The sequence below is a fragment of the Arthrobacter sp. KBS0702 genome (assembly GCF_005937985.2).
Lineage (GTDB): Bacteria > Actinomycetota > Actinomycetes > Actinomycetales > Micrococcaceae > Arthrobacter.
In genome coordinates this window covers 1,715,487-1,738,502 of record NZ_CP042172.1, presented here as the reverse complement: position 1 = coordinate 1,738,502, position 23,016 = coordinate 1,715,487, and the positions used below count along the sequence as shown (strand labels likewise).

The window sequence follows — 23,016 nt, the reverse complement described above, 5'->3', positions numbered from 1 at the left end:
GCGGGGGCCAGTAGCTGTGTCCGGACTAGTCCGTCAGCAAGTGACTCTCGAACCTGACAATATTAGCAAACTCGGCGGCGTCCAGGCTGGCACCACCGACCAGCAATCCGTCCACGTCGCGTTCCTTGAGGATCGACGCGGCGTTGTTGGCCTTCACCGAACCCCCGTAGAGCAGGCGCGTCTTCGCGGCGACCGAGGCGTCGAAGAGGCTGGCCAGCTCCGCACGGATCGCGGCGCACATCTCCTGCGCGTCCTCCGGGCCGGCGACTTCACCGGTACCGATGGCCCACACGGGCTCGTAGGCGACAACCAGCTCCGCGGCCTGTTCCGGGCTGAGCCCTTCGACGCCGGCCCGGAGCTGCGCGAGGGTGTGCTCGACGTGGGTGCCGGCCTGGCGGACCTCGAGGCCTTCGCCGACGCACAGCACCGGCGTGATGCCGTGCCGGAAAGCCGCCTTGGTCTTGGCGTTGAGGACCTCGTCGGACTCGTGGTGGATGGTGCGGCGTTCGCTGTGGCCCACCAGGACGTACCGGCAGCCGAGCTTGGCGAGGAACTGCCCCGAGATGTCCCCGGTGTAAGCGCCGGAGTCGAACTGCGAGAGGTCCTGGCCGCCGTAGGCGACGTCCAGCTCGTCACCCTGGACGAGGGTCTGCACGCCGCGGAGGTCGGTGAACGGCGGGAACACGGCAACCTCCACCCGGCTGTAGTCGTGCTTGGCGTCGGACAGGGTCCAGGCCAGCTTCTGCAGGAGGGTGATGCCCTGGACGTGGTCCATGTTCATCTTCCAGTTGCCTGCGATGAAGGGCTTGCGGTCGTACTTGCCGTTGGTTGACGTTGTCACGTGATCTCCAAAAGGTTCGTAGCAGTGAAAGAGCCGGCAGGGTGGCGTACGGGACGGCCACCCTGCCGGCTGGTGGTCCTAGCGGTCCAGGACGCTCAGGCCGGGGAGTTCCTTGCCTTCAAGGTATTCCAGGCTGGCGCCGCCGCCGGTGGAGATGTGTCCGAACTGGTCATCGGCGAAACCGAGGGTCCGGACCGCAGCGGCGGAGTCGCCGCCGCCCACGACCGTGAACGCCGCGGTCTCGGTCAGGGCCTGGGCGACCGCCCGGGTGCCGCCGGCGAAGGCGGGGAACTCGAAGACACCCATGGGGCCGTTCCAGAAGACCGTCTTGGCGCCCTGGATCCGTTCCGCGAAGGCGGCCGCCGAGTCGGGGCCGATGTCCAGGCCGATGCCGGCGGCGCCGAAGCGGCCGGACTCGATCGAGTCGGCCGGAACCGTCTCGTGCTCCGCGTCCGCGGCGAACTTGCTGGCGACGACGACGTCGGTGGGGACGACGAATTCGGTCCCCGCGTCCGCCGCCCGCTTGAGGTACTCCTGGACGACCGGGATCTGGTCCTCTTCCAGCAGGCTGCCGGCGACCTTGTGGCCCTCGGCTGCGAGGAAGGTGAACAGCATGCCGCCGCCCACCAGGATGGTGTCCGCCTTGCCGATCAGGTTGTCGATCACCGCGAGCTTGTCCGAAACCTTAGACCCGCCGAGCACAACGACGTAGGGACGCTGCGTGTCGGTGGTGAGCTTGCGCAGCACCTCGACCTCGGTGCGGACCAGGTCGCCCTGGTAGGACGGGAGCCGGGTGGCCACGTCGTAGACGCTGGCGTGCTTTCGGTGCACTGCACCAAAGGCATCGTCCACGAAGGCGCCGTTGGCACCGGTGAGGGCCACCAGTTCATCCGCGAAGGCGCCGCGTTCGGCGTCGTCCTTGGAGGTTTCGCGGGCGTCGAAGCGCACGTTTTCGAGGACCAGGGCTTCGCCGTCCTGCAGCGCCGCGGCGGCCGCGGCCGCGGCCTCGCCTACGGTGTCGCCGGCCAGGGTGACCTTGAACGGGGCGAGCTCGGCCAGCCGGGCAACCGCAGGCTTGAGCGAGTACTTCTCGTCCGGGGCGCCCTTGGGGCGGCCGAGGTGTGCTGTGACCAGCACACGGGCACCGGCGTCCGCGAGTGTCGCCAGCACCGGCAGGGAGGCCTTGATCCGGCCGTCGTCAGTCACTGTAGAGCCGTCGAGCGGCACGTTCAGGTCACTTCTGACCAGAACGTACCGCCCGCGGACACCTTCAGCGATCAGTTCGTCGAGGGTGTGGAATGTCATGAGTCTTACCCTAGCCCAGCTTCGACGCGACGAGCTCCGTGAGGTCGACGAGGCGGTTGGAGTAGCCCCATTCGTTGTCATACCAGGAAACAACCTTGACCTGGTTGCCGATGACCTTGGTCAGGCCGGAGTCGAAGATCGACGACGCCGGGTCGCCGACGATGTCCGAGGAGACAATCGGCTCGTCGGTGTAGGTCAGCAGGCCCTTCAGCTCGTCGGACTCGGAGGCGGCCTTCAGCGCGGCGTTGACCTCCTCGACGGTGGTTTCGCGCGAGACGGTGACGGTGAGGTCGGTGGCGGAGCCGGTGGGGACCGGGACGCGTATGGCGTAGCCATCCAGCTTGCCCTTGAGCTCCGGGAGGACGAGGCCGATGGCCTTGGCGGCGCCCGTGGAGGTGGGGACCATGTTGATGGCGGCTGCGCGGGCCCGGCGGAGGTCCTTGTGCGGGCCGTCCTGCAGGTTCTGGTCCGCGGTGTAGGCGTGGATCGTGGTCATCAGGCCACGCTCGATGCCGAAGGCGTCGTTGACCACCTTGGCGAGCGGGCCGAGGCAGTTGGTGGTGCAGGAGGCGTTGGAGATGATGTTGTGCGCGGCCGGGTCGTAGAGGCCGTCATTGACGCCCATCACGATCGTGATGTCCTCGTCGGAGGCGGGAGCGGAGATCAGGACCTTCTTGGCGCCGGCGTCGATGTGCTTCTGCGCATCGGCTGCCTTGGTGAAGAAGCCGGTGGACTCGATCACGATGTCGACACCCAGCTCGCCCCAGGGCAGCTTGGCCGGGTCGCGCTCGGCGAGGACCTTCACGGTCTTGCCGTCGACGACGATGTTGCCGTCCTTCACCTCGATGGATTCGGCCAGCCGGCCGCCGACGGAGTCGTACTTGAAGAGGTGGGCGAGGGCCTCCGGGCTGGTGAGGTCGTTGACGGCAACGATCTCAAGGTCGGCTCCCTGGGCGAGTGCGGCGCGGAAGTAGTTGCGGCCGATGCGGCCGAAGCCGTTGATACCAATACGTGTCGTCACGTTTTCAGTCTCCTTGGTGCTCTATCAAGCACGACTAGTTGAGTAGGCGTTCAAGCCAACTAACAGATCCCGCACGCCATTGGGCAGAGATGATTACCAGATCGGAGGGCGACCAGCCACGTTGCTGAAGGCTAACCGCCTTCCGTGATCCATCTTACGTTTAACTGGACCCGCCCCCGCAAGTGCGGGGGCGGACCTTCCACGATCCGGGCCGAACGGCCCGAAATGTGAGCTTTGTTACAGTGATATGTCGGTCTGCCGCCCTTAGAGGGTGATCAGGCCGGTGGCGTTCTTCCGGGCGGCGTCGAAACGCTTGGCGACGTCGGCCCAGTTCACGATGTTCCAGAACGCCTTGACGTAGTCGGCCTTGACGTTGACGTAGTCCAGGTAGAAGGCGTGCTCCCACATGTCCAGCATCAGCAGCGGGGTGGTGCCCAGCGCCACATTGCCCTGCTGGTCGTAGAGCTGCTCGATGACGAGGTTGCCGCCGATCGGCTCGTAGGCCAGGAAGCCCCAGCCGGAGCCCTGCAGGCCAAGGGCCGCGGCGCTGAACTGGGCGCGGAACGCGTCGAAGGACCCGAACGCATCGTCGATGGCGGCAGCGAGCTCGCCTTCGGGCTTGTCGCCGCCGTCCGGGGAGAGGTTCTTCCAGAACACGGAGTGGTTGATGTGGCCGCCGGTGTGGAAGGCGAGGTCCTTGGAGAGGCGGTTGATGTTGGCGAAATCGCCCTTCTCGCGGGCCTCCGCCAGCTGCTTCAGCGCGTTGTTGGCGCCGGCGACGTAGGCCGCGTGGTGCTTGCTGTGGTGCAGCTCCATGATTTTCGCGGAGATGTGCGGCTCCAGCGCGGCGTAGTCGTAATCAAGTTCAGGCAGTACGTATTCGGTCACAAAATCCTCCAATGTCGTGGACGGCTCGTCCGGTTTTGCTAACTCTCGGATTGTGCATCCGGATGGTTCAACACCCGGAAGTTTTCATGGATGGGGATCCAGTGGTCATAGCCTCCGGCTGCGCCGGGGTATTCCCGGCCGCTGGATCCGATTCTGGCCCTGATCCCCGGCGGTGGCTACTCGTCCAGCATTTCCGGCGTCACGTTGGCCTCGGTCCCCGGGATGCCGAGGTCCTGCGCCCGCTTGTCCGCCATCGCCAGCAGCCGGCGGATCCGGCCGGCAATGGCGTCCTTCGTCATGACCGGGTCGGCGAGGCGGCCGAGCTCGTCGAGGCTGGCCTGTTTGTGGGCCACGCGCAGTTCGCCGGCGTACTTGAGGTGGTCCGGAACGTCGTCGCCGAGGATCTCCAGCGCGCGGTCCACGCGGGCGCCGGCGGCGACGGCGGCCTGGGCCGAGCGGCGCAGGTTCGCGTCGTCGAAGTTGGCGAGCCGGTTCGCGGTGGCACGGACTTCCTTGCGCATCCGCCGTTCCTCCCAGACCATAAGCGCGTCGTGCGCGCCCATCCTGGTCAGCAGCGCGGCAATCGTGTCGCCGTCGCGGATCACCACGCGGTCCACTCCCCTGACTTCGCGGGCCTTGGCCTGGATGCCGAGACGGCGCGCCGCGCCGACGAGCGCGAGGGCCGACTCGGGGCCTGGGCAGGTGACCTCCATCGCGGAGGACCGGCCGGGCTCGGTGAGCGAGCCGTGGGCCAGGAACGCACCGCGCCAGACTGCCTCGGCGTCGGCGGCGGAGCCGTTCACCACAACGGAGGGCAGGCCGCGGACGGGCCGGCCCCGGGCGTCCAGCAGGCCGGTCTGGCGGGCGAGGGCTTCGCCGTCGCGGACCACCCGCACTACGTAGCGGCTGCCGCGGCGCAGCCCGCCGCCGGAGACCACGATGATCTCGCTCTGGTGTCCATAGACTTCCGCAATGGCGGCACGGAGCCGGCGCGCGGTCGAAGCGAGGTCCACTTCGGCCTCGATCACGATCCGGCCGGAGATGATATGCAATCCCCCCGCGAAACGGAGCATGGCGGACACCTCGGCCTTGCGGACCGAGGACTTCTTGATATCCAGCCGGGAAAGTTCTTCCTTGACTGATGCTGTCAGTGCCATGGCACCTTTCCTACCTGTTCCCGAAAATGTCGTGGTACGCCGTTGCCAGACGCAGCGGGTCGTGGATCGGCCGGCGGCTCGACGCCCCTACTTTACCCAAGACCACCTCAGCTCCGAGCATCCCTGCGGCCCGCTCGAAGTCCGGCAGGTCAGGCACCGAGGCCGGGTCGGCCAGGACGACATCGATGGTGAACTCCGGGGCGTACTCCCGCAGCACGCGCAGGTGGTCGGCGGCGGACATGCCGAGTGTCTCCTTGGTGTCCGTGGCGAGGTTCATCGTGAGGCAGCGCCGGGCTTCGGTGCTGCACAGCGCGTCGCGCATCTCCGGGAGCAGCAGGTGCGGCAGGACGGAGGTGTACCAGGAGCCGGGGCCGAGGACCACCCAGTCCGCGAGCTCAATCGCGGTCAGCGCCTCGACGCAGGCGGGGGCGGCCTCGGGCAGCAGGCGGACGGCCTCGAGCCGGCCGGCGACGGCACACCGGGCCTGCCCGCTGACCGTCTCCAGGGCCGATGTGCCGTCGGGCCGCGAGACCCGGGCCTGGCCCTCGATGGTGAGCGGGGTGGTGGACATCGGAAGGACCTGCCCCCGGGCGCCGAGGAGCGCGCCGGCCCACTGCAGGCCGGCCACGGTGTCCCCCAGCAGTTCCCACAGCGTGACGATCAGCAGGTTGCCCATGGCGTGCTCGTCGAGGGAGCCGCCGCGGCCCTTGCCGGGGACGAAGCGGTGCTGCATGACGTCGCGCCAGGTCCGGCCCCAGTCGGTGTCGTCGCAGAGCGCGGAGAGCGCCATCCTGAGGTCACCGGGCGGCAGCACGCCGTACTCCTCGCGCAGCCGGCCGGAGGAGCCGCCGTCGTCCGCGACGGTGACGATGGCGGTCAGCTCGGAGGTGAGCAGGCGCAGGGCCGAGAGCGAGGCGGAGAGGCCGTGGCCGCCGCCCAGGGCGACCACGGAGGGGCCTTTGTCCTGCTGGCCGGCGAAGGCCGCGCTGGCGGCCGGAACCAGGGGCAGGGGCCCGGTCAGGAGCGCCATTATTCGCGGCCCAGATCCCGGTGGGTGGTGGTGACGGTGACGCGGGGGTACTGTGCGAGCCGGCGCGAGAGTTCAACGGCAACGGCTACCGAGCGGTGCTTCCCGCCGGTGCAGCCGACGGCGATCGTCGCATAGTGCTTGTTCTCCCGCCGGTAGCCGTCCAGGACCGGTTCGAGCGCCAGCACGTAGCGTTCCACGAAGTTGCTGACGCCCTCCGCTTCGAGCACGTAGTCACTGACGTCCTTGTCCAGCCCGGTGTGCGGGCGCAGTTGCGGCACCCAGTGCGGGTTCGGGATGAAGCGGGCGTCGGCGACGAAGTTGGCGTCCACCGGCAGTCCGTACTTGAAGCCGAAACTCATGACGTTCAGGCGCAGTGCCACCGGACCGGTTTCGCTGAACAGCTCGGTGATGGCGGTGGCGAGTCCGTGGACATTGAGCGCGGAGGTGTCCAGGACGATGTCGGAGGATTCGCGCAGCTCGTGCAGCAGTTCGCGTTCCGCGGCGATTCCGTCGAGGATCCGTCCGCCGCCCTGCAGCGGGTGCGGGCGCCGGCCCTGTTCGAAGCGGCGGACAAGGACGTCTTCGCTGGCATCCAGGAACAGGACCCGGAAGGTGACACCGCTGGCCTCCAGGTTGCGCAGCGCGGTGCGGATGTCGGCGAAGAGGTCCTTGCTGCGGACGTCCATGACGACGGCGAGCTTGGAGATGGAGCGCGGGGCGTGGGAGACGAGTTCCGCGAGCGTTCCAAGCATCTGCGGCGGCAGGTTTTCCACGACGTACCAGCCGTGGTCCTCGAGGGCATCCGAGGCGGTGCTCCGGCCGGCCCCCGACATCCCGGTCACCACGAGCAGCTCCGCCTCTACGGGCTTGACGGGGGTCAACCCGTCCGCCTCCACGCCGGATCCTGCCGTTGACTCTGCCATCAGTCGTGCCCCATCTCTGCTGTTTGCTCTGCCGCGAGGTCGCGGCGCGGGGCAGTTGCCTGCCGGCCGCGTCGTGCCTCAGCTCCTTACCCTAGCCAAGATTGCCGGAGCTAGCTAAGTTTCGAGGATTTCGCCGGTCGTCATGTTAATTGCCGGCGCAACCAGGCCGTCCGGGCCCGAGTCGTCGCTAAAATGCCGCACGATGGCGCCGGCCAGGGCAGGACCGATGCCCTTCGCGGCCGTCAACTCCTCGATGCTGGCGGCCCGGATGCTCTTGACCGAGCCGAACTGGTTCAGCAGCGCCTTGCGCTTGGACTCGCCCAGGCCGGGGACGCCGTCGAGCGCGGAGGCCGTCATGGCTTTGCCGCGCTTTTGCCGGTGGAAGGTGATGGCGAAGCGGTGCGCCTCGTCGCGGATCCGCTGCAGCAGGTAAAGCCCGGCCGAAGCGCGCGGCAGGATGACCGGGAAGTCGCTGTCCGGCAGCCAGACCTCCTCCAGCCGCTTGGCCAGTCCGACGACGTACACGTCGTCGATACCGAGTTCGGCCAGGGCTCGGGCGGCGGCGTTGACCTGGGGCTTGCCGCCGTCGACGACGACGAGGTTGGGCGGGTAGGCGAACTTGGTCCGTGGCGCCGGCGTCGTGGTGTCCTCAAGCGGGGCGTCGGCCACGGCGGCGGCCTGGGCGGCAGCCAGGGGGGAGGAACCGGGGTCCGTCTTCTCGGCCTGTTCCTGCAGGTAGTTTCGGAAACGCCGCGTCAGGACGTCGTGCATGGCGGCGGTGTCGTCGTTGGCAGCCTCCCCCGTGACCGAGAACTTCCGGTAGTCCGATTTCTTGGGCAGGCCGTCCTCGACCACCACCATCGAGCCCACGACGTTGGTGCCCTGCACATGCGAGATGTCGAAGCATTCGATCCGCAACAGCGCAACGGGCAGGTCCAGGGCTTCCTGGAGCTCCTGCAGCGCCTGGGAACGCATGGTCAGGTCGCCGGCGCGGCGGGACTTGTGCAGCTTGAGCGCGTGTTCGGCGTTGTCCCGCACGGTGGAAAGCAGCGCGGCCTTGTCGCCGCGCTGCGGCACGCGGACGTCCACCCGGGCGCCGCGCAGCCCGCTGAGCCACTGGGCGAGCTCGGCGGCATTGCTGGGCTCGGCGGGGACCAGCACCTCGCGGGGCAGCCGGCCCTGGCTTCCGGCTTCCTCGCCGTAGACCTGCTGCAGCAGGTGTTCCACGAGGTCAGGGGTGGTGGAATCCTCGACCTTTTCCACCACCCAGCCGCGCTGGCCGCGGATCCGGCCGCCCCGCACGTGGAAGACCTGGACCGCCGCCTCGAGTTCGTCCTCGTAGAGCGCGAACACGTCCGCGTCGGTGTCTTCGGCGAGGACTACGGCGTTGCGTTCAAAGACCTTCTTCAGCGCGACAATGTCGTCCCGGACCCGGGCGGCGCGTTCGTAATCGAGCTCGGCCACGGCGGCGGCCATGTCCTTCTCCAGCCGGGAGACGAAGCGCTTGGCTTCGCCGCCCATAAAGGCGCAGAAATCTTCGGCGAGGGCCCGGTGGTCTTCGGCCGAGATGCGGCCCACGCAGGGGGCGGCGCATTTGTCGATGTAGCCGAGCAGGCAGGGCCGACCGCTGGCCTCGGCGCGCTTCAGGACCCCGGGACTGCAGCTGCGGACCGGGAAGACCCGCAGCAGGGTGTCCATGGTGTCGCGGATGGCTCCCGCCGTGTACGGGCCGAAATACCGTGTCCCCTTGCGCCGTTCGCCGCGCAGGACCTGCACCCGGGGGTACTTCTCCCCCATCGTGACGGCCAGGTACGGGTAGGACTTGTCGTCCCGGAACATCACGTTGAACCGCGGCTTGAATTCCTTGATCCAGGTGTATTCCAGCTGCAGTGATTCCAGCTCGCTGCCCACCACCGTCCACTCCACGCTGCTGGCGGTGTGGACCATCGCGTAGGTCTTGGGCAGCAGGCCGGCGGGGTTGGCGAAGTAGGAGTTCAGCCGGGAGCGGAGGTTCTTGGCCTTGCCCACGTAAATGACCCGGCCGTGCGGGTCGCGAAAGCGGTACACACCCGGGTTGGTCGGGATCTCCCCGGTCTGGGGCCGGTAACTAGCTGGATTTGCCACTGATCTATTCTACTGAGCCTTCACGGAGCCGGCCGGCAAGGGCCCGCCGGCGTAGCGGAGGCACGGCCCCGAGGCGGTGCGCAGGCGGGTGCCCCGATTAGTCGACGCTCTTGCTCTGGTTGTAGGTGGTGGCCCGTTGCTGCCCGCTGAGTTCCGCGATGGCGTCCATAATGCGGTCCGTGACCTGGCGCCGCGCGGGGAGGGAATGGTCCGGCCCGGTTTTCTCGAAGTAGAGCGGCTCGCCCACCTTCATGGTGAAGTGCTGGGGCTTGACCTTGTTGCTGTCCGCGGGTTGCAGGTTCTCCGTGCCGATCAGTCCGACCGGGATCACCGGGGCGCCGGTGGTGAGGGCAAGCCAGCCGACGCCGGTGCGGCCGCGGTAGAGGATGCCGTCGCGCGAGCGGGTGCCCTCCGGGTAGATTCCCACGCCCTTGCCGGCGTCGAGGATGTCCAGCAGCGTCTTCAGTGCCTGGACGCTGGCGGCCTGTTCGCCGCGTTCGACCGGGATGGAGCCCACGGCCTCGAAGAAGGACTTCATCATCCGGCCCTTGGCGCCGCCGGTGGTGAAGTATTCCGCTTTGGCGAAGAACGCCACCGGCCGGGGCATAAGGGCCTGCACGATCACGCTGTCCAGGAAGGAGAGGTGGTTCGGCGCCACGATGAAGGGGCCCTCCTTGGGCACATTCTCGAGGCCGATCACGGTGGGACGGCAGGTCGAGGAAATGAGCCCGCGGGTGGTCCAGCGGATCGCGTCAAACATTGCCAATGGTGTGCACCTCATTCAGGGCTTCGGTCCCCGGGCGTTCGGAGAGTCTGGTGATCGTAGCGTGGAGCGCCTGGGTGGTGTGCACGATCTCGACGGCGCCGGCCGCGTGCAGTTCGCCGTCGGGCGCAAAACCCCAGCCTACGCCGATGCAGTCGAGTCCGTTCGCAGCCGCTCCGGCCACGTCCTGTGCCCGGTCCCCCACCATCACGGCGTGCTGGATGTCCGCACCATTCCGGGTGGAGAGGTCCGCCAGTGCCGCGGCCACGATGGAAGCTTTCCCGGACGGCGCACCGGCGGCTGCCGCCTCGTTGGCAGCCGAGCCGCGGATGGTGTGGAACAGGGCGGCGATGCCGTGGTGCTCCAGGACGGTGCGGGCGATGCCTTCGGGCTTCTGGGTGGCGACGGCGACGGGCCGTCCTGCCTCGACCAGGGTTTTCAGCAGCGCCCGGATGCCCGGGTAAAGCCTGCTTTGGGCGATGCCGCTGGCCAGGTAGTCCCCGCGGTAGATGCGGATGGCGTCCTCGAGTTGTTCGGGCGGGACCCCTGCGACGTCCCTCAGCGAATGGCTCAGCTTCGGCCCGATCATAGCGTCCAGCCGGTCCCTGCCCGGAACCGGCAGGCCGAGTTCGGTGAGGGCCGCCGCGATCCCGTCCGTGATCCCCCCGGCCGGATCGACAAGAGTGCCATCGAGGTCAAAGATCACAGGCACAGTTGTATGGGTCACCGGAGTAGTTTCTCACGACCGCGCGGATGGCAGAAAATTGCATGCCCTGTCGGGAATAGATCAGGGAAAATTTCCGCCGTCCGCGCCCGCCGTCAGCCCAGGATGTCGGCGAGGAACGCCGCGGTGTGGCTGTCCTTGGACTTCGCCACCTGCTCCGGTGTGCCGGACGCGACGATCCGGCCGCCGCCGGAACCGCCGTCGGGGCCCAGGTCCACAATCCAGTCGGCGCTCTTGATGACGTCGAGGTTGTGCTCGATCGTGATCACGGTGTTGCCCTTTTCGACCAGTCCCTGCAGCACCATCAGCAGCTTGCGGATGTCCTCGAAGTGCAGGCCGGTGGTCGGCTCATCCAGGACGTAGACGCTGCGGCCGTTGGAGCGTTTCTGCAGTTCCGCGGCCAGTTTCACGCGCTGCGCCTCGCCGCCCGAGAGCGTCGTTGCGGGCTGGCCCAGCCGCACGTAGCCGAGGCCGACGTCGACGAGGGTCTTCAGGTGCCGCGCGATCGGCGAGAAGGCGGCGAAGAACTCCGCGCCCTCCTCGATCGGCATATTGAGGACGTCCGCGATGGTCTTGCCCTTGTAGTGCACCTCGAGCGTTTCGCGGTTGTAGCGTGCGCCGTGGCAGACCTCGCAGGGCACGTAGACGTCCGGCAGGAAGTTCATCTCGATCTTCAGCGTGCCGTCGCCGGAGCAGGCCTCGCAGCGGCCGCCCTTGACGTTGAAGGAGAACCGGCCGGGCTGGTAGCCGCGGACCTTGGCCTCAGTGGTCTCGGCGAAGAGCTTCCTGATGTGGTCGAAGACGCCCGTGTAGGTGGCCGGGTTGGAGCGCGGGGTCCGGCCGATGGGGCTCTGGTCGACGTGCACCACCTTGTCCAGGTGCTCGAGGCCCTGGACGGTTTTGTGCCGCCCGGCGACCTGCTTGGCGCCGTTGAGCTTGTTGGCGAGCACCTTGTAGAGGATCTCGTTGACCAGGGTGGACTTGCCTGAACCGCTGACACCGGTGACGGCCGTAAACAGGCCCAGCGGGAAGGCGGCGTCAACGTTGAGCAGGTTGTTTTCCTTGGCCCCGACGACCTTCAGCTCGCGCTTCTTGTCGTACTTGCGGCGCTTCTTCGGCACCGCGATGGACTTCCGGCCCGAGAGGTAGTCCCCGGTCAGGGACTCGGTGTTCTTCAGCAGGTCATGATAGGACCCGGAGTGCACCACCATGCCGCCATGCTCGCCGGCGCCGGGTCCGATGTCCACCACCCAGTCGGCCTCCTGGATGGTGTCCTCATCGTGTTCGACCACGATCAGGGTGTTGCCAAGGTCCCTGAGCCTGGTCAGGGTTTCGATCAGGCGCCGGTTGTCGCGCTGGTGCAGACCGATGGAGGGCTCGTCCAGGACGTAGAGGACGCCGACGAGGCCGGAGCCGATCTGGGTGGCCAGCCGGATGCGCTGGGCCTCGCCGCCGGACAGGGTGCCGGAGGGCCGTTCGAGGTTCAGGTATTCCAGGCCGACGTCGAGCAGGAAGGTCAGGCGGGCCTGGATCTCCTTGAGAACCTGGTGGGCGATCTGGGCCTCGCGGCCGGTGAGGACCAGGCTGTCCAGGAAGTGTGCGCACTCGCGCATCGGCAGCGCGGCGACCTCCGCGATGGACTTGCCGTTGATCAGGACCGACAGCGACGCCGGGTTCAGCCGGGCGCCATTGCACGCCGGGCACGGGACCTGCCGCATGTACTCCTCGTAGCGGTCCCTGGCCGAGTCCGAGTCGGTTTCGGTGTGCTTGCGGTGCACGTACTGGACCACGCCTTCAAAGCCGGTGCTGTATTTGCGCTCCCGGCCGAAACGATTGCGGTACTGCACCACGACCTTGTGGTCCTTGCCGTGCAGCACGGTCTGCCGCGCCTCGGCGGAGAGCTTCTCCCAGGGCGTGGTCATCTTGAAGCCGAGCTCTTTAGCCAGGCCGCCGAGGAGCCGGTTCCAGTATTCGGTGGTGGCGGCGCCCAGCGACCAGGGCGCAATGGCGCCCTCGGAGAGCGAGAGCTCGGAGTTGGGGATGAGGAGTTCCTCGTCCACTTCGAGCTTGGTGCCGATGCCGCTGCAGGCCGAGCAGGCGCCGAAGGGGTTGTTGAAGGAGAACGAGCGGGGCTCGATTTCGTCAATCGCGAGAGGGTGCTCGTTGGGGCAGGCGAGGTGCTCCGAGAAGGCCCGGATCCGCTCCGGATCGTCCGCCTCGAGGTCGACGAATTCGGCCAGGACACGGCCCTCGGCCAGGCCCAGCGCGGTTTCCACCGAGTCCGTGAGTCGCTGGCTGATGCCTTCCTTCACGACCAGGCGGTCCACGACGACTTCGATGGTGTGCTTGAACTGCTTGCCGAGCTTGGGCGGCTCGCTGAGCTGGATCAGTTTGTCGTCCACCCGGGCCCGGGAGTAGCCCTTGGCGGTGAGCTCCTTGAACAGCTCGACGAATTCGCCCTTGCGGCCGCGGACCACCGGGGCCAGCACCTGGAACCGGGTGCCCTCGGGCAGTTCCAGCAGCTGGTCGACGATCTGCTGGGGGGTCTGCTTGGTGACGGGCTCGCCGCAGACCGGGCAGTGCGGGCGACCCACGCGGGCCCAGAGCAGGCGCATGTAGTCGTAGATCTCGGTGATCGTGCCCACGGTGGAGCGGGGGTTCTTGCTGGTGGACTTCTGGTCGATCGAGACGGCCGGCGACAGGCCTTCGATGAAGTCGACGTCGGGCTTGTCCACCTGGCCGAGGAACTGGCGGGCGTAGGCGGAGAGCGACTCGACGTAGCGGCGCTGGCCTTCGGCGAAGATTGTGTCGAAGGCGAGCGAGGATTTACCGGAGCCGGAAAGCCCCGTGAAGACAATCATCGCGTCGCGGGGCAGGTCGAGGTCGACGTTGCGCAGGTTGTGTTCGCGTGCGCCCTTCACGACCAGTCGGGAAAGGTCGGGGCGGACCAGCTCCGCGCCCGGCGACGCCGGTCCGGATGGCTGGGGGCCGGCGCCTTTTCCGGACTTTTCCGGAGCGGCGGCGGGCTGGACATCGACGGCAGGTTCTTCAGCTACGGCTTTAGGCACGCCTCCAATGCTAATCGAAAACTTCTTCGAATATCCATTCCGGCTGCTGTTGTGCTATTGGCGGTTGAGCTAATGGCGGTCGTATGCGGCCGCCAGGAGTTGGACGGCTTCGGCGAAGCTGGCGCCCTGGGCTTTGGCGGCCGCCGCGAATTCCGCGGCGGCCGCGCTCAGTGAGCCCCAGGCCTCGTCGCGGGCACACACGACGGTGCCGTTCCTGCCACGGGTGGCGACGACGCCGGCGGCCTCGAGTTCCTTGTAGGCGCGCGCCACGGTGTGCGGCGCGACACCGAGATCGGCCGCCAGGCTGCGGACGGCGGGTAGCCGGGTGCCCGGAGCCAGGGTGCCGTCGTCGGCCCGCTCGATGATGTTCAGCCGGAGCTGTTCGAACAGCGGTACCGAGCTGCCGGTGTTGGGTTTCCAGCCGCCGGGAAAGCGTGCCAGGCCGGACTCCGGCGAGGTCACAGTTCGGGCTCCAGGACGCCGTCGAATTCTTCCCGGCCGGCGAACTGGGCACGGTAGAGGCCCGTGTAGAGGCCCTCCCCCGCCATCAGTTCCTGGTGGTTCCCTTGTTCAACAATCCGTCCGTGGTCCATGACGAGAATTAGATCAGCGTCGCGGACGGTGGACAAGCGGTGGGCGATCACGAAGCTGGTCCTGCCCTGCCGCAGCTTGGACATGGCCTGCCGGATCTGGACCTCCGTCCTGCTGTCCACCGAGCTGGTGGCCTCGTCGAGGATCAGGATGCTGCGGCCGGCCAGTTGCGCCCGGGCGATTGAGATGAGCTGTCGCTGGCCGCGGCTGAGCGAGTCGCCGTCGTTGCCCAGCATGGTGGCGTAGCCGGCCGGGAGGGCACGCACGAACTGGTCCACGTGGCTTGCCTGGGCTGCGGCGGTGATGTCGGCGTCGCTGGCGCCGGGACGGCCGTATTCGATGTTCTCCCGGATGCTCCCGGTGAACAGCCAGGTATCCTGCATCACGGTGCCGATGGCCGCCCGCAGGCCGTCGCGCGGCAGTTCCGCAATGTCCTGGCCATCCACGGTGATCTTGCCGGCGTCGAGTTCATAGAAGCGCATCAGGAGGTTGACCACGGTGGTCTTTCCGGCACCGGTGTGGCCAACGATCGCCACCGTCTGGCCCGGCTCCACGGTGAAGGACAGATCCTCCACCACGGGCGCGCCGGGGCTGTAGCCGAAGGTCGCGCCCTCGAAGGTGACCCGGCCCGTGGGCCCCGCGGACTCTCCGCCGGAGCGTGCGGCCGCGGCCCTTGCCGCGCCGGCGGCGCCCGCGGCAGGGGCATCTGCGGGGATTTCCGGTGCGTCCAGCAGTGCGAAGACCCGCTCGGCGGAGGCCGCGCAGGACTGCATCAGGGTCAGCATGCCGCCGATCTGGCCCATCGGCTGGCTGAAGAGCCTGCTGAACTGGATGAACGCCTGGACGCCGCCGATCGTCATGGTGCCGGTGGCGACCTGCAGCGCGCCGAGCACCGCGACCGCGATGTAGTTCAGGTTGGCGACGAAGATCATCAGCGGCTGGACGACGCCGGACAGGTACTGGGCGCTGGAGGCTGCCCGGAAAAGACGGTCGTTACTCGCCCGGAACGTATCTGCGGCCGCCTGCTGGCGGCCGAATGCCTTCACCACCTCGTGCCCCGTGAAGAACTCCTCCAGGTGCGAGTGCAGATCGCCGGTGCTGCTCCACTGCTCGGTGAAGTGTCCCTGCGACTTCCGCGCCACGAGCACGGTAATCACGGTGGAGACCGGCACCGAGGCGAGGGCCACCAGCGCCAGCAGCGGCGACAGCCAGAACATCATGGCCAGGGCACCTGAGAGCATCAGGACCGACATGATGAGCTGGTTGAGCAGCTGGTTGAGTGCCTGCGAGACGTTGTCGACGTCGTTGGTGGCGCGGCTGAGCACGTCGCCGCGGTGCTGGTCGTCGAAATGGCTGGAGGGCAGCAGATGCAGTTTTTGCTCCACGGAGGCGCGGAGCCCGTAACTGAGCCGCTGCACCGCCGTGGCCGTCAGGGCGCCCTGGATCCAGCTGCACAGCGAGGCGCCGAGGTACATCAGCGCCACCGCGAGCAGCAGGCGTCCCAGCTTCGACTCGTCGAAGGCGCCGCGCACGACACTTTGCACCACGACGTCGGTGGCGTCGCCAAGGTATTTGGGCGCGGCCACGTTCAGGGCGGCGAAACCGCAGGTCGCGGCGATGACGCCGGCCATCCGGAGGCGCACCGGGCGCAGGAGCCCCAACAGCCTCCCGGCCGCCCGCCATTTGGCGGCGGTCCCGGAGGCAGCCGGGAAGGCGGCGCTCACGCGGTTTCCTCCAGGACCAGCTGGGAGGCGGCGATTTCCTGGTAGGTCGGCGACGTCGCCATCAGCTCCTTGTGGGTGCCTTGCGCGACCAGCCGGCCGTCCTCCAACACCAGGATCAGCCCCGCGTCCACGATCGTGGCGACGCGTTCCGCCACGACCAGCACCGTCGCCGAACGCAGCAGTGGGGCCAGCGCCGCGCGGAGCCGCTCGTCGGTGCCGTAGTCGAGGGCGGAAAAGCTGTCGTCGAAAACGTAGACCGGGGCGGCCCGGAGCAGCGCCCGGGCGATGCACAGGCGCTGGCGCTGGCCGCCGGAGAAGTTGGTGCCGCCCTGGCGGACCGGGGCGTCCAGGCCGCCGTCGAGGCCCCGGACAAAGTCCGCGGCCTGGGCAGTCTCCAGTGCCCGCCACAGTTCCGCGTCGCTCGCGTCCGGCCCGCCCATCCGCAGGTTCTCCGAGAGGGTGCCCGAGAAGAGGTAGGAGTGCTGCGGCACCATGGCGATCATGCTTCGCAGCGACGCCAGCGGGAGGGAACGCGTGCCGCGGCCGCCGATGCTGATGGTGCCTGCCGTCGGATCGAGGAAACGCGGCAGCAGGTTCAGCAGCGTGGTCTTGCCGCTGCCCGTGGCGCCGACGATCGCCGTCGTTGTCCCGGGTACGGCGGTGAACGAGGCCCCGGCCAGCACCGGCGCCTCGGCCCCGGGATAGGCGAAGGTCACGTCGCGGAACTCCACAGTCCCTTCCGGTACGGTCCCTTCCGGCACCATCCCGTCCGGTACCGCCGCCGGCTCCACGGCCGGTCCGTCGATGGCGGGCTCGGTGTCGAGGACCGCCTGGATCCGCTCGGCGCAGGCCGCCGCGCGCGGTGCCGTGGTGAACACGTACATCGCCATCATGATGGCGATCAGGATCTGCAGAATGTAGGCGATGAATGCGGTCAGCGCACCGAGCCGCATCTCTCCGGACTGGATCCGGTGGCCGCCGAACCAGACCACCGCGACGGAGGACAGGTTCACCACCACCATGATCATCGGATTCATGCCGGCGACCAGCAGAGCGGAGTCCAGGTTGTTCCTGGTGAGGTCCCGGTTGGCGGCGTCGAAGCGGCGGATCTCGTGATCCTGGCGGACGAAGCCACGGATGACATTGGCTCCGATGATCTGCTCCCGGAGCACGCGGCTGATCCGGTCAATGAGTTTCTGGCCCTGCCGGTAGAGCGGAATCAGGCGGCGGACGATCAGGAACATGATGACCGCGAGCACCGGGATGACCGCCACCACAATCCCGGACAGGGCAAGGTCCTGGTGCACCGCAAGGGCAATCCCGCCGATGAAGCTGGCGGGCGCCGCGACCAGCATAGTAAAAGCGAGGACCGTGAGGTTTTGGATCTGGGTGACGTCGTTGGTGGCACGGGTGACGAGGCTGGGCGCCCCGAACTCGCCGATCTCCTGAGAGGAGAGGGTTTGGACCTTGGCGAACAGTTCCTCCCGCAGTTCCCGCCCCACGCGCATGGCGACGACGGCGCCGAGATAGCCGGCGCCGATGGCGGCGCCAACCTGGAGCGCGGCGACAACCGCCATCCAGCCGCCCAGCCGCAGGATCACCGGCGTGTTTCCGGCGACAATGCCGTCGTCGATGATGGCAGCGTTCAGGGTGGGGAGCATCAGATTGGCTGTGGTCTGCAGGAGTTGCAGGAAGATGATGGCCAGGACGGTCATCCTGTGGGCGGCGAGCAGCCGTCCAATCAGGTTAAAGAGCACCGAACCTCCATCATCAGAACAGGGCCCGGATCCGGAATAGATGACGGCCGCCCCCAGACCGCTTTGTCATTGTATGCCCCGTCCACTCTGCTTGTTGTCACACGGCGTGTCACATCCGTCAAAGTGGTGAGGTCCGGGGTAATTCCTCGCTCGTTGCGTACGGGAGGCGGCCCGGCGGACTGTCCCTTTAGCCGCGCTTCCGGGCAACGGCGAAGACCCGCCGGAACGGGAATTCCGTTCCGTGAGGGCGCGGCGGATAGGCCTCGCGCAGCAGCCGCGCGTACTCCGCTTCGAACCGGCGGCCCTCCTCGCCCGTGAGTGCCGCCAGTACCGGGCGGAGGCCCGTTCCCCGCACCCAGTCGAGAACCGGGTCGGTTCCGGGCAGGAGCTGCAGGTAGGTGGTTTCCCAGGCGTCAGCGTCACAGCCCGCATCGAGCATCAGCTCAAGATATTCCGCGGGTTCCGCCACCACGTCCTCGTGGCGAAGCACGCCGGCGAGGCGGCCGGACCATGCGTCCGAGCCGGCCAGGGCGCGCATCAGCGTATGGGATGGCGCATGGAAGTTGCCCGGCACCTGGAGGGCGAACCAGGCGCCCGGCCGCAGCGCAGCCAGCCAGCGGGGCAGCAGTTCGCGGTGCCCGGGCACCCACTGCAGGGCGGCATTAGTGACCACGACGTCGGTGTCCGGCGTCGGCATCCAGTCGGTGATATCCGCCAGACTGAAGGCGAGGTTTCCGGCGGCGCCAGCGAAGGCGCCGGACTTCGCGAGCATCTCGGCGGAGGAATCCAGCCCCTCCACCGCCGCCCCGGGCCACCGCGCGGCCAGGGTGGCGGTGAGGTTGCCGGGCCCGCAGCCGAGGTCCACGACGTGCCGCGGCGCGTCCGCGTGGATACGTGCGGTGAGGTCGAAGAACGGCCTGTCCCGGTAGTCGCCGAACTGCACGTACCTGGCTGGATCCCACTTCACGCATTTCCTCCGCTTCACCCGTGCACTGACAGGCGAAGCCTAACCCCGCGGAGCCGGCCGGTCCTCACAGGCAGCGCAGCCCGCGCCGCGGGCGAGAGCCTACGCCGCGGCCAGCCCGTCGATCCAGGCGCCGAGCTCGGCCAGCGTCCGTCCGGTGATGCCGTGGCCGCCGGGGTCGCGGCGGGAATGCGCCGCGGCCCCGGATTCGGTCAGCAGATACTGCCAGGTGCGCGCCAGCAGCTCCGCCGGGATGACCCGGTCCTGCTCGCCGTGGGCAACGAAGACCGGGGCGCCGGCCAGCCGCCCCGGGGTGGCGGGCACACCGGCGTCGAACGGCAAGGTGCCGTACAGGATTGCCGTGCCGGCAAAGCGTGCTGGGGCCGCCAGCAGGAGGCCGCCGGCAAACGCGGCGCCCCCGCTGAAACCGACCAGCACGACCGGCCTGCCCCCGGGCGCCACCGCGTCGAGCCAGGTCCGGAACCAGGACATGGTGCTACTCAACGATTCGGCGACGGGACGGCCGATGCCGCGGTTGGCGAACCAGGCATAGCCGCCGCCTTCGGCAATCGGCGCCCGGACCGCGGCGTAGGCAGGCCCGGCGGGAAGCCGGTCGGCAAGGCCAAGAATCTCGCGCTCGTTTGAGCCCCGGCCGTGCAGCAGCACCACCAGCGGCGCCGCCGGGTCGGCCGACCCGGCGGTCGCCACCACGGGATCCCTGAAGGTGGTCTCCATTTAGTTGGTGACCTTCAGTCCGGTGTCCCAGTTGAAGTCGGAGAACTCCGGGTTCGCCTGGAGGGTCATCAGGACGAACTGGAAGCCCTCGAGCTCCCTGGCCCGCTTGAGCGGGCCGACGACGAGCGGGCGCAGGCCGGCCGCGCCGACGAAGTCGCTGACCGCGCTGTTGGCGTCGGCGTCATCCCCCGCAATGAAGACATCCAGCGGCTGGCCGCCGGACTGGCCGGCCGCCAGGGTCCCCGCAAAGGTCGTATTGAAGGCCTTGACCACCTTGGCGCCGGAGGGGGCCAGTTTGGCGATCTCCTCGGCGGCGGACGTGTCCGGGCCGTCGACCAGGGAATCGAAGGTCTCGAAATCCACCGGGTTGGTGATGTCCACGAGGATCTTCCCGGCGAGGGCTTCGCCGTAGTTGCTGGCCACGGACGTGGCGGCGGCGAAGGGCACGGCCAGGACAACGATGCTGCCCCGCGGCGCGTCGGCCGTGGTGCTGAAAGTGACCCCGGCGCCGAGTTCGGCGGCCAGGGCCTGCGCCTTGGCGGCGTCCTGGCCGAGGATCTCGACGGTGCGGCCGGCGGCGAGGGCCGTTGTGGCGATCCCGCGGGCCATGTTGCCGTTGCCGATGATGGTGATGTCAGTCATTGCGGTCTTCTTTCCAAAGATGCGGGCCAGGAAGTTTTTCATCAGAGTCTGTTCTGCCGGATGGTGGGTGTTTGCTTGAAGCTACAACTAACATACTCGCTGACGATTGAAGGATCAAGTAATTGTCGTCGTAGACTGCCGGTCCCCTGCCGGACTGCCGGCCGCCGCCGTCCGGACCGCGGGCCACTAAGCTGGGAGGCAATGAAACTCGTTGATCAGCTCCCCGCCCCGGCCGCCCGAGTCCCCGGCAAGACCGGCCTCGATCCGGATGAGCTCTACACCCGGTTTGTCGAATGGACGGAGAGCCGCGGCTTGGCCCTCTACACGGCCCAGGACGAGGCCGTGATGGAGCTCGCCGCGGGCGCGAACGTCATCCTGGCGACCCCCACAGGCTCCGGGAAGTCCCTGGTCGCGATCGCCGCACACTTCCAGGCCATGGCCCGCGGCGCGCGCAGCTACTACACCGCCCCGATCAAAGCCCTGGTCTCGGAGAAGTTCTTCGCCCTGTGCGAGATCTTCGGGGCCGAGAACGTCGGCATGATCACCGGCGATTCCGGCGTCAACCAGGACGCGCCGATCATCTGCTGCACCGCCGAGATCCTGGCGAACGTCGCCCTGCGCGAGGGCGCTGCCGCGGAGCTGGGCACGGTGATCATGGACGAGTTCCACTTCTATTCCGACCCGCAGCGCGGCTGGGCGTGGCAGGTGCCGCTGCTGGAGCTGCCGCAGGCCCAGTTCCTGCTAATGTCCGCCACCCTCGGCGACGTCAGTCGTTTCGAAGAGGGCATCAGCGAGCTGACCGGGCGCCCGACGACGACCGTCAGTTCCGCGGAGCGGCCAATCCCATTGCACTTCTACTACCAGCAGACGCCGGTGCACGAGACGCTCGAGGAGCTGCTTTCCACGAAGCAGGTGCCCGTCTACGTCGTGCACTTCAGCCAGCTTGAGGCGATCGACCGCGCGCAGAACCTGATGAGCATCAACGTCTGCACCCGCGAGGAGAAAGACAAGATCGCTGAACTGATCGCCGGGTTCCGCTTCGCCGCGGGCTTCGGCAAGACCCTCAACCGGCTGGTCCGGCACGGCATCGGCGTGCACCACGCCGGGATGCTGCCCAAGTACCGCCGGCTTGTCGAGCAGCTGGCGCAGGCGGGCCTGCTCAAGGTCATCTGCGGCACCGACACCCTCGGGGTCGGCATCAACGTCCCCATCCGCACCGTGCTCCTGACGGCGCTCAGCAAGTACGACGGCGTCCGCACCCGGTTGCTGAACTCCCGCGAGTTCCACCAGATTGCTGGCCGGGCAGGCCGCGCCGGCTACGACACCGCCGGGACCGTGGTGGTCCAGGCACCCGAGCACGTGATCGAGAACGTCAAGGCGATGGCCAAGGCCACGGCAAAGTTCGGCGACGACCAGAAGAAACTGCGCCAAGTGGTCAAAAAGAAGCCGCCGGAGGGCTTCGTGTCCTGGGGCGAGCCCACCTATAAGCGGCTGGTGGAATCCGTGCCGGACCCGCTGGGCTCCAGCTTCACCGTCACCCACGCGATGCTCATGAACCTCATGGAGCGGCCCGGGGACCCGTTCAAGGCCGCGCGCCGGCTGCTGACCGAAAACCATGAGCCCCGTGCCGCGCAGCTGAAACTGATGAAGAAGGCCCTCGGCATTTACCGCGAACTCCTGGCCGCCGGCGTCGTCGAGCGCATCCCGCCGGAGGAACAGGGCCCGGACGGACGCAGTGTCCGCCTCACAGTCCACCTGCAGGCCAACTTCGCACTGAACCAGCCGCTCTCCCCCTTCGCCCTCGCGGCGCTTGAGCTGCTGGATCCGGAGTCGCCGTCGTACGCCCTCGACGTCGTCTCCGTGATCGAGTCGACGCTGGAGAAGCCGCGGCAGATCCTTTCCGCCCAACAGAAGAAGGCGCGCGGCGAGGCGATCGCCGCGATGAAGGCCGACGGGATCGAGTACGACCAGCGGATGGCCCTGCTCGAGGATGTCAGCTACCCGCAGCCGCTCGCGGAGATCCTCGGCGAGGCGTTCGAGGTGTACCGCAAGGCGGCCCCGTGGATCGGTGACTTCGAGCTCGCGCCAAAGTCCGTGATCCGGGACATGTACGAGCGGGCCATGAACTTCGGCGAGTTCGTGCAGTTCTACGGCCTGGCCCGGTCCGAGGGCATCGTCTTGCGCTACCTGGCCGACGGCTTCAAGGCGCTCCGGCAGACCGTGCCGCAGGATGCGCTGCGCGAGGATCTCGAGGACCTCATCGCCTGGCTCGGCGAGCTGGTCCGCCAGGTGGACTCCAGCCTCCTGGACGAATGGGAGGAACTCACCTCGGGCGCCGCCCCGACCCCGCACGACGCCCCGCCGCCTCCGCCGCCGTCGCTGACCTCGAACATCCGGGCATTCCGGGTGATGGTGCGCAACGAAATGTTCCGCCGGGTGGAGCTGTTCGCCGACGAGGCCGCCACCACCCTGGGCGAGCTCGACGGCGGCTCCGGCTGGGATGCGGAGCGCTGGGAAGACGCGCTGGACGACTACTTCGAGGAGCACGCGGACATCGGCACCGGCCCGGACGCACGCGGGCCCGGGCTATTGATCATCACCGAGGAGGCCGGCACGTGGAAGGTGCGGCAGATCTTCGATGACCCGGCCGGCAACCACGACTGGGGCATCTCCGCCGTGGTGGACCTGGCCGCCTCGGACGAAACCGGCACCGCCGTCGTCCGCGTAACCGACGTGAACCGGTTGTAGCCGCTAGTAAA

18 protein-coding genes are annotated in these 23,016 nt (G+C 68.0%); 1 reads left to right on the top strand and 17 read right to left on the bottom strand.

All coding sequences use genetic code 11. The features are described 5' to 3' along the window. Window positions 1-25: 25 nt before the first annotated feature. From tpiA to FFF93_RS07885, 17 genes are all read right to left on the bottom strand, one after another. Window positions 26-841 (bottom strand): triose-phosphate isomerase, encoded by an 816-nt coding sequence (gene tpiA, locus FFF93_RS07965; protein WP_138769394.1) that lies wholly within the window; start codon window positions 839-841, stop codon window positions 26-28. Between the two features lie 78 nt (window positions 842-919). After that, window positions 920-2,146: a phosphoglycerate kinase gene (locus tag FFF93_RS07960; RefSeq protein ID WP_138769395.1), complete on the bottom strand. Its 1,227-nt coding sequence runs from the start codon at window positions 2,144-2,146 to the stop codon at window positions 920-922. 10 nt (window positions 2,147-2,156) lie between these two features. After that, window positions 2,157-3,167, bottom strand: a complete 1,011-nt coding sequence (gap, locus tag FFF93_RS07955) for a type I glyceraldehyde-3-phosphate dehydrogenase (RefSeq protein WP_138769396.1) — start codon at window positions 3,165-3,167, stop codon at window positions 2,157-2,159. Between the two features lie 264 nt (window positions 3,168-3,431). Beyond that, window positions 3,432-4,055 (bottom strand): superoxide dismutase, encoded by a 624-nt coding sequence (locus tag FFF93_RS07950; protein WP_138769397.1) that lies wholly within the window; start codon window positions 4,053-4,055, stop codon window positions 3,432-3,434. 176 nt (window positions 4,056-4,231) lie between these two features. Then, window positions 4,232-5,212: a DNA-binding protein WhiA gene (whiA, locus tag FFF93_RS07945; RefSeq protein ID WP_066438143.1), complete on the bottom strand. Its 981-nt coding sequence runs from the start codon at window positions 5,210-5,212 to the stop codon at window positions 4,232-4,234. A 10-nt stretch (window positions 5,213-5,222) separates the two neighbouring features. After that, a complete protein-coding gene (gene yvcK, locus FFF93_RS07940) occupies window positions 5,223-6,242 on the bottom strand; it encodes a uridine diphosphate-N-acetylglucosamine-binding protein YvcK (protein ID WP_138769398.1) in 1,020 nt (339 codons plus the stop codon). Continuing rightward, a complete protein-coding gene (gene rapZ, locus FFF93_RS07935) occupies window positions 6,242-7,165 on the bottom strand; it encodes an RNase adapter RapZ (protein WP_138769399.1) in 924 nt (307 codons plus the stop codon). Before rapZ ends, yvcK begins: the two co-directional genes overlap by 1 nt. 114 nt (window positions 7,166-7,279) lie before the next feature. Then, window positions 7,280-9,289: an excinuclease ABC subunit UvrC gene (gene uvrC, locus FFF93_RS07930; protein ID WP_138769400.1), complete on the bottom strand. Its 2,010-nt coding sequence runs from the start codon at window positions 9,287-9,289 to the stop codon at window positions 7,280-7,282. A 97-nt stretch (window positions 9,290-9,386) separates the two neighbouring features. After that, entirely contained in the window at window positions 9,387-10,055 is a 669-nt protein-coding gene (locus FFF93_RS07925) for a 1-acyl-sn-glycerol-3-phosphate acyltransferase (protein WP_138769401.1), read from the bottom strand. Continuing rightward, on the bottom strand, window positions 10,042-10,779 hold the full coding sequence (locus tag FFF93_RS07920) for an HAD hydrolase-like protein (RefSeq protein ID WP_138769402.1): 738 nt from the start codon (window positions 10,777-10,779) through the stop codon (window positions 10,042-10,044). The genes FFF93_RS07925 and FFF93_RS07920 overlap by 14 nt, the downstream gene beginning before the upstream one ends. Before the next feature lie 92 nt (window positions 10,780-10,871). Continuing rightward, window positions 10,872-13,727, bottom strand: coding sequence for an excinuclease ABC subunit UvrA (uvrA, locus tag FFF93_RS07915; RefSeq protein WP_261375416.1), 2,856 nt, complete (start codon window positions 13,725-13,727; stop codon window positions 10,872-10,874). 186 nt (window positions 13,728-13,913) lie between these two features. Then, on the bottom strand, window positions 13,914-14,306 hold the full coding sequence (locus tag FFF93_RS07910) for a GntR family transcriptional regulator (RefSeq protein ID WP_186372258.1): 393 nt from the start codon (window positions 14,304-14,306) through the stop codon (window positions 13,914-13,916). Next, window positions 14,303-16,159, bottom strand: coding sequence for an ABC transporter ATP-binding protein (locus tag FFF93_RS07905; RefSeq protein WP_395858427.1), 1,857 nt, complete (start codon window positions 16,157-16,159; stop codon window positions 14,303-14,305). The genes FFF93_RS07910 and FFF93_RS07905 overlap by 4 nt, the downstream gene beginning before the upstream one ends. Next, window positions 16,156-17,874 carry an ABC transporter ATP-binding protein gene (locus FFF93_RS07900; RefSeq protein WP_138770477.1) on the bottom strand — a complete coding sequence of 573 codons (1,719 nt, stop codon included), beginning with the start codon at window positions 17,872-17,874 and terminating at the stop codon, window positions 16,156-16,158. The genes FFF93_RS07905 and FFF93_RS07900 overlap by 4 nt, the downstream gene beginning before the upstream one ends. Before the next feature lie 229 nt (window positions 17,875-18,103). Beyond that, window positions 18,104-18,883: a trans-aconitate 2-methyltransferase gene (locus FFF93_RS07895; protein WP_138769404.1), complete on the bottom strand. Its 780-nt coding sequence runs from the start codon at window positions 18,881-18,883 to the stop codon at window positions 18,104-18,106. A gap of 99 nt (window positions 18,884-18,982) precedes the next feature. Beyond that, window positions 18,983-19,615, bottom strand: coding sequence for an alpha/beta hydrolase (locus FFF93_RS07890; RefSeq protein ID WP_138769405.1), 633 nt, complete (start codon window positions 19,613-19,615; stop codon window positions 18,983-18,985). Next, window positions 19,616-20,257 carry an NADPH-dependent F420 reductase gene (locus FFF93_RS07885; protein WP_261375374.1) on the bottom strand — a complete coding sequence of 214 codons (642 nt, stop codon included), beginning with the start codon at window positions 20,255-20,257 and terminating at the stop codon, window positions 19,616-19,618. A gap of 201 nt (window positions 20,258-20,458) precedes the next feature. Here FFF93_RS07885 and FFF93_RS07880 point away from each other — a divergent pair, with 201 nt between their 5' ends. Then, entirely contained in the window at window positions 20,459-23,005 is a 2,547-nt protein-coding gene (locus tag FFF93_RS07880; protein ID WP_138769407.1) for an RNA helicase, read from the top strand. Window positions 23,006-23,016: the final 11 nt, after the last annotated feature.

Bases quoted from the DNA above. Each gene is read 5' to 3' on its own strand.
- FFF93_RS07960 (WP_138769395.1), bottom strand. From the start codon at position 2,146: ATGACATTCCACACCCTCGACGAACTGATCGCTGAAGGTGTCCGCGGG.
- whiA (WP_066438143.1), bottom strand. From the start codon at position 5,212: ATGGCACTGACAGCATCAGTCAAGGAAGAACTTTCCCGGCTGGATATC.
- yvcK (WP_138769398.1), bottom strand. From the start codon at position 6,242: ATGGCGCTCCTGACCGGGCCCCTGCCCCTGGTTCCGGCCGCCAGCGCG.
- rapZ (WP_138769399.1), bottom strand. From the start codon at position 7,165: ATGGCAGAGTCAACGGCAGGATCCGGCGTGGAGGCGGACGGGTTGACC.
- FFF93_RS07900 (WP_138770477.1), bottom strand. From the start codon at position 17,874: ATGACCGTCCTGGCCATCATCTTCCTGCAACTCCTGCAGACCACAGCC.
- FFF93_RS07890 (WP_138769405.1), bottom strand. From the start codon at position 19,615: ATGGAGACCACCTTCAGGGATCCCGTGGTGGCGACCGCCGGGTCGGCC.
- FFF93_RS07885 (WP_261375374.1), bottom strand. From the start codon at position 20,257: ATGACTGACATCACCATCATCGGCAACGGCAACATGGCCCGCGGGATC.
- FFF93_RS07880 (WP_138769407.1), top strand. From the start codon at position 20,459: ATGAAACTCGTTGATCAGCTCCCCGCCCCGGCCGCCCGAGTCCCCGGC.